The organism is Acetobacter sp. DmW_136 (genome assembly GCF_008690365.1).
In the GTDB taxonomy this organism is placed as follows: domain Bacteria; phylum Pseudomonadota; class Alphaproteobacteria; order Acetobacterales; family Acetobacteraceae; genus Acetobacter; species Acetobacter oryzifermentans.
The window spans coordinates 61,264-73,473 of record NZ_VHON01000005.1 but is presented as its reverse complement, the minus strand read 5'-3'; the positions used below and the strand labels follow the sequence as shown (position 1 = coordinate 73,473).

The window sequence follows — 12,210 nt, the reverse complement described above, 5'->3', positions numbered from 1 at the left end:
GAAGCAGGGCAGCAAGGTGTCAGAAGTTTTTTAGCCTTCGGAAAGTTCAGGCTGAGGTTCAGATTCTTCCTGAATATCAGGCTGAGGGGCATTTTCCTGCCGGTCTTCGCCATCTTCATTGGTCTGCGCAACGGCACGCTGCTGGCGGGCGGCAAGGCGTTCGGCGCGCTCTTGCTGGCTTTGCTGCGCAGCCTGCGCCATGGCGTTCATGATACGGAAGTAATGTTCGGCATGCTGGAAGTAACCTTCTGCTGCCACGCGGTCTCCGCTGCCTGTGGAATCACGACCAAGCTGGAGATATTTTTCAAAAAGCTGCTGGGCTGTGCCACGTACGCGCACATCCGGGCCATGACTATCAAAAACATGATTCCTGTTCATCGGAATCTGTCCATTCAGTTGTCGGGAACTCCCATTGCTCCCGTTGGAACGATGGTGTCTTGTCCGCATCCGTTTTACGTTCATGGGTTTATCACAGCGCTTTCCTGTTCAGGGCACTTTGGCATAAAGAAACAGTCCTGTATTAAAAAGGTATGCTTCCTGAGTGAAGGCCGAATTGTTTTTTCGGAATGGGCTTTATGTAAGGCAACACATAACTTGTTGCCAAATGAAAGGCCCCCTTGCTGCTTTAATTTCTGATGCAGTGATTTTAGGTTTTTACATCTGCTACAGAAGCAAGCTTGAGTAGTGTAGCAACCCAAGCCTATAAAGCCAAGTTATTTTTCACGCCTGTTTTTCTAGCACCACAGCGCGGGCAATACCTGCCAGATCTGCTTTTACATCTACCACGCGCAAGGCATTGGTGGCTGCCAAGGCACGCAAAGCCTCTTCCTGCCCTATGCCAATTTCCAGCACAGCCAACCCGCCATCTGCCAATAAAAATGGCAGACGACCGCAAAGATAGCGGTACGCACTCAACCCATCATTCCCACCATCCAGTGCGCGCACAGGCTCATGCTCACGTACTTCCCGCATAAGGTCTGCCAGATCTGAAGTCGGAATATAGGGAGGGTTGCTCAGCACCACATCAAACCGCGCATTTGGAGCCAACGCGGCATCCCACTCCGCCGCTATACACAATGCGTGATCCTGCATGCCACAACGCTGGGCATTCGCATGCGCCAACATGGCGGCTTGTGGGTTGATATCCACCCCTACCCCACGCGCTTTAGGGTATTCCGCCAAAGCAGCCAGCAGCAAACAGCCCGTACCAGTACCTAAATCCAGAATATTCTGCACGGATGCCTGATCCGGTCGATATTCCAGAAGGCTTGTAATAAGTGTTTCTGTATCTCCGCGCGGCACCAAACTTGCTGGAGATACTGCCAAATCCAAGCTCCAAAACCCTTTACTGCCTGTAATATAGGCAAAAGGTTCATGTGCAGCGCGGCGTTTTACGTAAGAAAAAAAGGGCTCACTGGGCACATTCTCTGTTGGAGAGCGGGCTAGCAGTTGCTCTGGTGTAAGGGAAAGCGCATGAATAAGTAGTAATCGCGCTTCCCGCCGCGGGCCTTCAATACCGGCCTGTGCCAAAAGTTGTGTACCCTCACGCAACAGTTGCGCTATTGGCTGGCAGGGAATTGTTTTTTCTGCTGTACTCACACGCGCAACCTTGATGGATTGATCTGGTTAGACATCAATGCCCCAATTTTTCCGCCGTATCCAGAACACAACTTTTTGCCTGCTTGGCCTTATGGCCGCATTGCCCCTTTCTTGCGCCTATGCGGGCGAATTTACGGTAACAGACGGCAAGGCAGATACGGAAATTTCTGAAGTTTCACGCATCTATCTGGATGGCAAACTTGTAAGCGTGATCCGACTGGATGATAAAAATCAGGAAAAAACGGTTAAAGTCACCACCCCTATGGGCCGGTTAGACCACACCTATACCTTATGCGGTGAAATCACCATCCGCTCTCCCGAAGGACGGGTAGAAACTCATGAGGTAGATAGTGATGGCACGCTCCACAACCCCGATGGGCACCATTTTTACGCCTTGGGGTCTGATAACTTCACTGAATTCTTTCTAACTGATCCAAACGCGCCAGAAGCAGCGGAGCATCACCCCGGCCATTCTGGCGTGTGTGCAGCACCTATCAGTTAAAAACCTTCAGCCGCCAGCAGAGCCGCCTGTTCTTCCTGCGTAAGGGCATCTACAAACTCATCCAATTCCCCCAACATGACACGGTCAATTTTATAGAGTGTCAGGTTGATACGATGATCCGTGACACGCCCCTGCGGGAAGTTATAGGTGCGAATACGCTCTGATCTATCCCCCGTACCCACCTGAGAGCGCCTATCTGCCGCACGGTTGGCATGGGCCTGCGCTCTTTCACGCTCATACAAACGTGCACGCAGGATTTTCATGGCCTTGGCACGGTTTTTATGCTGGCTTTTTTCTTCCTGCATAGAAACCACAATGCCGCTGGGCATATGTGTAAGACGCACGGCACTTTCCGTCTTATTCACATGCTGCCCACCAGCGCCAGAGGCTCGAAACACATCTACCCTCAGGTCTGTTTCGTTAACCTCTACATCAACATCTTCGGCTTCTGGCAGCACAGCCACCGTAACTGTGGAGGTATGGATACGGCCCTGACTTTCCGTAGCGGGCACGCGTTGCACCCGATGCACACCGGATTCATACTTCAACCGCGCAAACACGCCTTTGCCGTTAATTTCGGCAATACCTTCGCGCAGGCCGCCTAGCTCGCTTTCGTCATAATCCATAACGGTAAAGCGCCAGCCGTTTAGGTCTGCATAACGGCGGTACATGTCAAACAGTTCGGCCGCGAACAGAGCGGCTTCATCGCCCCCAGCCGCAGGCCGCACTTCCAGAATAGCACTGCGGGCGTCTGCCACATCTTTTGGTAACAAAGACAGACGCACATCTTTTTGCAGATGTGGAAGTTGCTCACGCAGTTCAGCCAGCTCTGCTTCTGCCAGTTCCTTCATTTCTGGATCTGCTAAAAGCTGCTCAGCTTGCCGGATACCGTCTTCCACCCCGCGCAGGGCGTTGATACGCGCCACAACGGGTTCGATTTCAGCATATTCTCGTGATGCCTGCGTAAAGGCTTCACCATTTAGCCCGCTTGCTAGCTGCGCTTCCAACTCCAGAGCGCGGCTGACAATCTGGTCTAGCCGTTCGTCAAACTTCATGCTGCAAATACGTCTTGCGCTTTGGAAAGCAACGTATCACGAGAGACTTCCTGTTCGGCCCCTGTTTCCATATTTTTTACACGGAACAGACCCTTGGCCAGTTCATCTTCCCCAAGGAAAAGCACATGGCTGGCATTCTGCTTGCCTGCACGTTCCATACGCTTACGCAGTGAACCCTTGTAGCCAATTTCTGTTCTTACACCCTGCCCGCGCAAACCCTGCAAAATCTGCACAACTGCGCTTTCATCAGGCGCGCCAACAGGCACCAACACAACAGAGCGCGGCACCGCAGGCACTTGTTCTAGCAGCATAGACAGGCGCTCAATACCCGCAGCCCAGCCAATAGCGGGCACTTCTGGCCCACCCATCTGTTTTACCAAACCATCATACCGGCCACCAGCCAGCACTGTGCCCTGAGAACCCAGACGATTGGTGACGAACTCAAACGTGGTGTGGTTATAGTAGTCCAGCCCACGCACAATGCTGGGGTTTACAGTGTAGGCAATGCCGAACACATCCAGCTTATTGCGCAAATCATCCCAAAACGTACGGGCTTCTGGTGTTAGAAACTCTGCCATCATGGGCGCATCAGCCACCAGAACCTTATCGCCTGCATCCTTGCTATCCAGAATGCGCAGCGGGTTCTTTTCCAAACGGGTTAGACTGTCTTCAGACAATTTATCCTTATGGGCCGAAAAATACGCTACCAAAGCATCTCGCCATGCATCACGGCTGGCAGCATCACCCAGCGTATTCAGTTCCAGCGTCACGTAATCTGCAATGCCCAACGCCTTGAGCACTTCGTACCCCATGGCAATGGCTTCTGCATCTGCCAGAGGTTCGGCTGCCCCCAGAAGCTCTGCGCCAATTTGGTGAAACTGGCGATATCGCCCTTTCTGGGGCCGTTCATGCCGGAACATGGGGCCTGCATAAAATACTTTCTGCGGCAGGGACTGCGTAAGCGCATTGGTAACCAAGGCCCGGCAAATGGCTGCCGTACCTTCTGGCCGCAATGTTAGGCTTTCACCATCCCGATCACTAAAGGAATACATTTCTTTGGAAACAACATCGGACGTATCCCCCAAAGAGCGGGAGAAAACCCGTGTATCTTCAAAAATCGGGGTTGCCCATTCATCAAACCCGTAAACACCTGCAATCCGGCGCGCTGTGTCTACCACATGCGCATGGCGGCGCTGGTCTTCTCCAATAAGGTCGTGTGTTCCTCTTACGGGCTGAATGCTGCTCACGAATATATATTCCCACACCACGGCACCCGTCACCTTGGCTGGCGTGGTGTTTTTTGCTGTTTAAAATGGCACGTCTGCCCCTGCCCGCGCCTTTTGGCGCAAAGCAGAGGAAGAAAGTTGAATGCTTAGTTGGCAGATGCCATGTCTGGCAGTTCCTGCGCTTTACCTTCCTGCTTTTCCTTGGCTTCTTCTGCCTGAATAGCAGCAACGCGCTCTTCTACCAGTTCCACAACATGTTCGATCATGTCTGCCGCAGGCACGGTATGATCCTGCTTGCCACCGGCATACACCATGTGGCGACCAGAGCCACCGCCGGTTACGCCCAGATCGGTCAGCAGGGCTTCACCCGGGCCGTTCACCACACACCCGATGATGGACAGGGTAAGTGGGGTTTTAATATGTGCCAGCCGATCTTCCAGCGTCTGCACCGTTTCCACCACGTTAAAGCCCTGACGCGCGCAGGACGGGCAGGAAATAATCTTAACACCACGGTGGCGTAGGCCGAGGGACTTAAGAATATCCCAACCCACCAGCACTTCTTCTTCCGGCGCAGCGGAAAGAGAAACACGCATGGTATCACCCACACCGGCCCACAGCAGGTTGCCCAGACCAATAGAGGATTTTACGGTGCCAGCACGCTTGCTGCCTGCTTCTGTAATGCCAATGTGCAGCGGGTAATCGCAGGCATCTGCCAGTTGCTGATACGCGGCCACCGCCATGAACACATCTGATGCCTTCACGCTGATCTTGAATTCACGAAAATCATGATCTTCCAGAATTTTAGCGTGTTCCAGAGCGCTTTCCACCAGCGCATCTGGGTTAGGCTCACCATATTTTTCAAGCAGATGCTTTTCCAGTGATCCGGCGTTCACACCAATACGGATGGAACAGCCGTAATCCTTAGCGGCCTTAACCACTTCACGCACACGCTCGGCGCTGCCGATGTTGCCTGGGTTGATACGCAGGCAGGCAGCACCTGCCTTTGCAGCTTCAATAGCGCGTTTGTAGTGGAAGTGAATATCGGCCACGATAGGCACGTTCACTTCCTTTACAATTTCTTCCAGCGCCTTGGTGCTTTCCTCATCCGGGCAGGACACACGCACAATATCCACACCCGCCATTTCTGCACGACGAATCTGCTCGATTGTTGCCTGTGCATCAGTCGTGAGGGTGTTGGTCATGGTCTGGACGGAAATCGGCGCATCACCACCGACGGCTACCTTGCCGACATGGATCTGCCGAGATTTCCGACGCTCGATATGCTGGTAAGGCCGGTAGCCGCTCATTTTACATCCTTTTGTCGAAAACGACAGTTGAGGGAAGCTGCCGTGTTCGGCCACACGGCGTTCTCCATTGCGTTTGGTGTTTTCCTGCCAAAATCAGGGCCATTTGGCTACACATAATACGCGCGAGGGTGCCATTCTAGTGCGAACCCATGCCCTGAAGCTGGCGCGCATTCAAATCATCAGCGCTTGGTTCTGCTTGCACAGGCGCGGCCCGATGGCGTGTGCGAGGTGCAGTTTCCTTGGGCTTAAGCGCCTGTTCCGAGGCTGCCAGATCTGTCTGCGCATCTGTTGGTATCTCTGATACCGTATTGGGCGTAGGGGCTGCAACATCTGCATGCATCGGCGGTGTGGCAACGTTATTTTGCACGGCAGGTGCGGCCAATATACCATCACGCACACTTTGCGGTGTTAGCAGCATTTTGCGGCGTACAGCACCGTTGCGCCCTAAAGGCGCTGTCAGCACATCCCCCATACGCAAAACAATGCCACCCGCATTGCCTACGGTCAGGCTATAGGGGCCACCCTCCACCGGCACATTCCATTCCTCATCGGGTTGTAAAATGTGATCGTAAACAACCTTGCCGTTGGCATCCTTCACCTGCACCCAACTGGCGGCAAGCGCCTTCAACACGATCTGATTATCAGCAACCGCCTCAGAAGGAGCCGCTGGCGTTGCCGCAGGTAGCATTTGCGCGTTGGGCTGTTGGGGATTTTGTGCAGATGTTGCACCAATATCACCAACTGGCTGCGTTGCTTCCGATGCTACGGTACCTTCAGGCAAAGCATTCCCCGCACCTTGCGCGTTCGATGCCGGTTCAGAGCCTGATGACTTAGGCTGTGCAGAGGGGGGCAAAGGTGCTGGAACAGCACTTTTATCCGGCAAAATGGAAGCCACTTGCGGAGAAGGCGCATTATGGGTCTGCTCACCAGGCAGAAGGCTTGCCACTGGCGGCACACGCTCCGGAGCAGGTGGCGTGTGCCCTGTAAAGTAATACCACCCCACATAGCTGGCCAGAATAACAGCAAGCCCAAGAGAAATGGACACAGCCGGAGGAATACGCCGATCTGGCGGCGGATCTGGAAACACAAGTTCTGGCTGCCGAATAGCGTTACGCGCTTCCTGCCTGTAACGCTCCACCATAGGGTTTGGATCAAACCCCAAAGCCTGCGCATAGGCCCGTAAAAACCCAAGCGTATATACTTCCGCCGGAAGCACATCCGCTTTTCCGGTTTCCAGCGCATCCAGATATGCATCTCGGATGCGCAGATACGCGGCAACATCATCCAAGGACCAGCCAAGCTGTTCGCGGCGTTTGCGCAGCGCGCCCCCTACCCCGTATGTACCAATATCGGGGAGCGGAGGCAGAGCAGCCGGCTGCTCCTGTTCAGAACTTGGGGCGTTTTCAGCCATCAGCATCCATGCGGCGTTGTTGACGGATCAGCGCTATCACGGCCTGATCTATCAGGTCAGCAATAATCTGGGCCACCGGCTGCACAGATTTTACCATGCCAACAGATTGCCCGGCCATAACAGAGCCTTCTTCTACATCTCCATCAATAACCGCGCGCCGCAAGGCACCCGCCCAGAAATGTTCGATTTCCAGTTGCGCATCTTCACGCGTGAGATCACCCGCCTGAAAGCGGCGGATAACATCGGCCTGATGCGCTACAAATTTACGCCCGCCCTCATTGCTGATGGCCCGCACCGGAATAACCGGAAAGCGTTCATCAAGCTGAACCGAGGTCGTAGCATCACGCGCATTGGCCCGCACAAAAGCTTTTTTAAAGTTTTCGTGGGCAATGCTTTCCTCTGCCGCAGCAAAACGCGTACCAAACTGGCCACCAGCAGCGCCCTGCTCCAAATAGGAAACAAGCGCATCACCACGACCAAGGCCGCCAGCCACAAAAACCGGCACGTTCTGGATATGCGGCAGAATTTCCTGCGCCAGCACAGTCAGGGAAACGGGGCCGATATGACCACCTGCTTCTGCACCTTCAATGACCAGCGCATCCACACCCATCTTGATCAGCCGCTTGGCCAACACCAATGCAGGGGCAAAGCCAATAACCTTGGCGCCACCATCCTTGGCGGCCTTAATGGCGGCGCTGGGCGGGATACCACCTGCCAGCACAATATGGCCCACCTTGGCATCCAGACACACCTGCACCAGCTCATCCAACTGAGGGTGCATGGTAATCAGATTTACGCCAAAAGGGCGATCTGTCAGCGCACGGGTGGCGGCAATTTCCTCAGCCAAACGGGCTGGTTCCATAGCACCACAGGCAATCACACCAAACCCACCTGCATTGGAAATGGCGGATACAAGGTGGCGTTCACTCACCCAGGACATTGCCCCAGCCAAAATGGCGTAAGGCGTGCCCAGAAAATCCGCCCCCCTTTGCCACAACTTATCCAACCGCGTGCGGGCGCGCTGCCATTCTTCAGACGTTGGAGCGGGATTTAGGCTGCTTGCAATATCAGACATCATCAAGACCATAGGCCGTGTGCAGCGCACGCACTGCCAGTTCGGCATATTCTGCGGCTACCAGCACGGAAACCTTGATTTCGCTGGTGGAAATGGCCTGAATGTTGATGGAGCGTTCAGACAGCGTGCGGAACATGGTGCTGGCAACACCTGCATGGGAACGCATGCCACTGCCCACCACACTCACCTTTACGATATCCGGGTCTGTTTGCAGTTCTTCATACTGCACAGCGCCGCGCACGCTTTCCAGAATGCTGATAGCGCGTGGCAGATCGGTCTTGCTGGTGGTGAAGGTCATGTTTGTGGTGCCATCTGCGCCGGTGCTCTGCACAATCATGTCCACATTCACATTGGCTTCGCTCAATGGGCCAAAAATTGCCGCCGCAATGCCCGGACGGTCAGGAATGCGCCGAACCGACAGTTTGGCTTCATCACGGGAGTAGGCAATGCCGGTGACCAGTTTCTTTTCCACGATTTCGTCCTCATCCACCACCATAGAGCCGGGAAGGTGACCTTCCGTAACTGCGGGGCCATCTTCAAAGCTGGAAAGCACCTGCACACGCACACGCTCGCGCATGGCAAGGCCTACACTGCGTGTTTGCAGCACCTTGGCGCCAACAGATGCCAGCTCCAGCATTTCTTCGTACGTAATTTTGTCCAGCTTACGCGCCTTGGGCACGATTCTGGGGTCTGTGGTGTAAATACCGTCCACGTCCGTGTAGATATCGCACCGATCCGCCTTAATGGCAGCGGCAAGCGCCACGGCAGATGTATCTGAGCCACCGCGCCCCAACGTGGTTACGCGGCCATCCGGCCCAACACCCTGAAAGCCTGCCACAACCGGCACCATACCATCGGCCATGCTGCCCAGCAGACGCGCGCCATCTATCGAATCGAGGCTGGCCTTGCCGTGCAGGGAATCCGTAAGAATGGGCACCTGCCACCCGGCAAAGGAGCGCGAAGGCACGCCAAGCTTTTGCAAGGCAATAGCCAGCAAACCACTGGTTACCTGCTCACCCGTTGCCACAACGGCATCGTATTCGCGCGCATCATACAAAGGAGAAAGAGACTGACAGAACCCAACCAGCCGGTTGGTTTCTCCTGCCATGGCTGAAACAACCACCAGCACATCGCAGCCTGCGTCTTTCTGTTTTTTGACGCGCTCGGCCACGGCTCTGATACGGTCAAGATCCCCCACGGATGTCCCGCCGAATTTCATGACGATCCGGGGTGCGGAACCGGACATAGCTTTATTCTCCACCAAACAGGCCGTAAAACGCATTGCACCAGCCCTTCCCGCCACCTGCATAGCGGAAAAGACGCATGGGAACGGTTGCGCTGCTTCACAAGCCGCGTCACATACCTCTCCCGGCCCCCTTTCGTCCAGCGGGGAGACCAGCAGGAAAGGAATTTGTTGTATGCACGCCACCCGAGAGGAAGCGCCTTCCTCTGTTTCTTCCGAGGAAATTGCCCGCTTTAGTGCTCTGGCAGACAAGTGGTGGGATCCAACAGGCCCCATGCGCCCCCTGCATGCCATGAACGGCCTGCGGATTGAATGGGCCAGCCGCCACCTGCCCCTGCGTGGCCGCAAATCACGCAAGCCGCATGTGCTGGATATTGGCTGTGGCGCGGGGCTGGCTAGTGAAGCCCTGGCAAAAGCCGGATATAACGTATTGGGGCTGGATGCATCGGCCAATGGTATTGCCGCTGCACAGGCGCATCTGGAAGCCAACCCGCTTCCCGCCGGTTCTGGCACGCTCCATTATCGCCAAGGCAGCGCGGAAGAACTGGTGGCCGAACACGCCAAGTTTGATGCTGTGATGGCTTTGGAAATTATAGAGCATGTGACTGATCCTGAAGCATTTATGGTTATGCTGGCTCAGCTTGTAGATGCCAATGGCACAATCATTGTTTCTACCATGAACCGCACCCTGCGCTCCTTGGCTGTCGGCAAGATTGGGGCGGAATATTTGCTGCGCCTGCTACCTGTTGGCACACACGAATGGCGCAAGTTTATCCAGCCTTCCGAACTGGGGCGCTATGCCCGCGCCGCTGGCCTGCGGATGGTTGCCATTTCTGGCATGGCCCCCGGCATTGGCAGATGGAAAGAAACGCAGGACTTGGGCATTAACTACATCGCCGCCTTCAAAAAAGACTGATATAGAATTTACCTTTAATATCAGTGTGTTTCTGACGCTTTCTTACACAATATGTTAAGCAGGAAGCGTCAGAAACTCAAAGCAGGTTGGGCTGCCAATGGGTGTAAAATCCCACGTAAAGCCAATCTTGCCGGTGGTTTTATCTACCCGGAAAGATGTGATGGAATCACTCCGCTGGTTGGCCACGTATAAATAGCTGCCAGTAGGATCAAATTTGAGCGCCCGCCCGTAATCGGCATGTGTCCAGATTTCATCCACCAATGTTAGGCCACCATCCTGTGCCACCTGGAACACAGCTAGAGAATCGCCCAAGCGGTTAGAGACGTAAAGAAAATGCTCATCGGGTGAGAACAGAATGCCCGCAGCCAGCGTGCTCCCCCGGAAGTGTGCGGTTAAGCTACTTACGGCCTGTTGCGGTGCAATATCTCCTGTTTTGGCATCAAAATTTGCCACCACAACTTTGGAATCCTGTTCGCACAGAATGTACAGCCGTGCGCCGTCCGCAGAAAACTGAAAATGCCGCGGGGCGGAGCCCGATGTCATGGTGGTAAACGGCTTTTTGGCCGGGAACAGACGCCCCGTATCCAGATTGATCCCATACACATACATTCTATCCAACCCGGCATCTGCCACTGCCACAAAGCGGCCGGATGGGTCTGCATGGATCATATGTGGGTGAGAGCCTGAGTGGTCACTTATTGCAAAGTTACCCGGCGGATTATCCGAAGCCCGATCTGGCATACGTGGGCCAGTATTGTGGATGAGAGTTGTCATCGGCCCCAAGGAACCATCTTTTTGCACGCGCAACAGTGCAAAATTCCCACCCGTATAATTGGCCACCATAACGTATTTACCAGAGGGATGGACGCTCAGATGCGCCGGATCTGCCCCACCAGAAGAAACGGTATTCAACTTTGTTAACGCGCCCGTGCCATGATCTACCGAAAAAGCCGTGACGGCTCCGGTGTTTTTTCCTTCAAAATCATTGATTTCGTTAACGGCGTAAAGAAAACGCTTATCCGGAGAAAATGCGATAAAAGAAGGGCTGGCAACATCTGTAAATGTATTCAGATGGTTGAGAGAACCTGTTTTACGGTTCATTTCAAAAGCCGTAATGCCATCCCCATTGCCACCCGGCGGCCCGTGCTGCGTATAGCCGCCTACATAACATAAAATACGCTCTGGCGGTGGTGGCGTTGCGGCATCCTGTGTATCGGTTACAGGCGTGTTATCGTCTGCCCGCACATAGGTGCTTCCCAAAAAACCACACGCCAGACCACCCAGCCCGAAAGCACGACGCGAAAACGAGCCGCTCATAATCCTGTTTTTCTCCTTAATGCGCGTATGCTCAGGGCATCTTGCAGACAGGCCCCATTGGCGGGCCGGAATACCGTGTCCATGTCTGGGTTTCACCAAAAATGGGCAGGCCTAGATAACCGCGCAGTTTCAGCACACCAGACTGGGGAGACCAGATCCGAGCGTCATACTTATGGCCACTATCGGGGTCCAGAATATTCCCTTCCCACTTGTTTTTTTCATCTTTCAGCGGACGAAAATCCGTTAGCATCAAGAGGTTACACTCGGTTTTTCCATCATGCCCCTTGGGAACATCCGTGCCATCGTAGCGTAAGCCAATCAATCGGCCACAAACAGTTTCCCCACATTTTTCAATCTTAAAAACGCCGTCATGGTCTTGGCTTAGCCAGTAACCCATCAGGCTGCTTTCATCCCCCAAGGCAACAGAATCTGCCATGGCAGGCTGAGAGATTGCAGGAAGCAGCGCGGCAGATATGCCTAATACGGACGAAAGAAAAAAAGCCCTAATTCCGGTTCGAACGCCGCGCGCCATGAAGTTTTTCATGCTCTCTTTCTCCTT

Annotated in this window: 12 protein-coding genes; 2 read left to right on the top strand and 10 right to left on the bottom strand. The window is 54.2% G+C overall.

From position 1 onward, the window contains the following. Positions 1–30: 30 nt before the first annotated feature. Positions 31–462 (bottom strand): DUF4167 domain-containing protein, encoded by a 432-nt coding sequence (locus FKW31_RS01070; protein WP_006115210.1) that lies wholly within the window; start codon positions 460–462, stop codon positions 31–33. 258 nt (positions 463–720) lie between these two features. Then, entirely contained in the window at positions 721–1,599 is an 879-nt protein-coding gene (gene prmC, locus FKW31_RS01060; protein ID WP_150177218.1) for a peptide chain release factor N(5)-glutamine methyltransferase, read from the bottom strand. Between the two features lie 37 nt (positions 1,600–1,636). Between prmC and FKW31_RS01055 the strand changes: the two genes are divergently transcribed. After that, positions 1,637–2,101, top strand: a complete 465-nt coding sequence (locus FKW31_RS01055; protein ID WP_150177217.1) for a hypothetical protein — start codon at positions 1,637–1,639, stop codon at positions 2,099–2,101. On the opposite strand, the gene prfA is transcribed toward FKW31_RS01055, so the two are convergent. From prfA to FKW31_RS01025, 6 genes are all read right to left on the bottom strand, one after another. Next, positions 2,098–3,156 (bottom strand): peptide chain release factor 1, encoded by a 1,059-nt coding sequence (gene prfA, locus FKW31_RS01050; protein WP_063353956.1) that lies wholly within the window; start codon positions 3,154–3,156, stop codon positions 2,098–2,100. The genes FKW31_RS01055 and prfA overlap by 4 nt on opposite strands. Then, on the bottom strand, positions 3,153–4,403 hold the full coding sequence (gene hisS, locus FKW31_RS01045) for a histidine--tRNA ligase (RefSeq protein WP_166443361.1): 1,251 nt from the start codon (positions 4,401–4,403) through the stop codon (positions 3,153–3,155). The genes prfA and hisS overlap by 4 nt, the downstream gene beginning before the upstream one ends. Before the next feature lie 125 nt (positions 4,404–4,528). Beyond that, on the bottom strand, positions 4,529–5,689 hold the full coding sequence (gene ispG, locus FKW31_RS01040) for a flavodoxin-dependent (E)-4-hydroxy-3-methylbut-2-enyl-diphosphate synthase (protein ID WP_003623480.1): 1,161 nt from the start codon (positions 5,687–5,689) through the stop codon (positions 4,529–4,531). A gap of 136 nt (positions 5,690–5,825) precedes the next feature. Continuing rightward, a complete protein-coding gene (locus tag FKW31_RS01035) occupies positions 5,826–7,100 on the bottom strand; it encodes a RodZ domain-containing protein (RefSeq protein WP_193562018.1) in 1,275 nt (424 codons plus the stop codon). Further along, positions 7,093–8,175, bottom strand: a complete 1,083-nt coding sequence (locus FKW31_RS01030) for a nitronate monooxygenase family protein (protein ID WP_193562022.1) — start codon at positions 8,173–8,175, stop codon at positions 7,093–7,095. The genes FKW31_RS01035 and FKW31_RS01030 overlap by 8 nt, the downstream gene beginning before the upstream one ends. Further along, positions 8,168–9,421 carry an aspartate kinase gene (locus FKW31_RS01025; RefSeq protein WP_035351732.1) on the bottom strand — a complete coding sequence of 418 codons (1,254 nt, stop codon included), beginning with the start codon at positions 9,419–9,421 and terminating at the stop codon, positions 8,168–8,170. The genes FKW31_RS01030 and FKW31_RS01025 overlap by 8 nt, the downstream gene beginning before the upstream one ends. Positions 9,422–9,593: 172 nt before the next feature. Here FKW31_RS01025 and ubiG point away from each other — a divergent pair, with 172 nt between their 5' ends. Continuing rightward, on the top strand, positions 9,594–10,334 hold the full coding sequence (ubiG, locus tag FKW31_RS01020) for a bifunctional 2-polyprenyl-6-hydroxyphenol methylase/3-demethylubiquinol 3-O-methyltransferase UbiG (RefSeq protein ID WP_150177210.1): 741 nt from the start codon (positions 9,594–9,596) through the stop codon (positions 10,332–10,334). 54 nt (positions 10,335–10,388) lie between these two features. On the opposite strand, the gene FKW31_RS01015 is transcribed toward ubiG, so the two are convergent. Continuing rightward, on the bottom strand, positions 10,389–11,651 hold the full coding sequence (locus FKW31_RS01015) for a lactonase family protein (protein WP_150177208.1): 1,263 nt from the start codon (positions 11,649–11,651) through the stop codon (positions 10,389–10,391). A 31-nt stretch (positions 11,652–11,682) separates the two neighbouring features. Further along, positions 11,683–12,195 (bottom strand): DUF2147 domain-containing protein, encoded by a 513-nt coding sequence (locus FKW31_RS01010; RefSeq protein ID WP_150177206.1) that lies wholly within the window; start codon positions 12,193–12,195, stop codon positions 11,683–11,685. Positions 12,196–12,210: the final 15 nt, after the last annotated feature.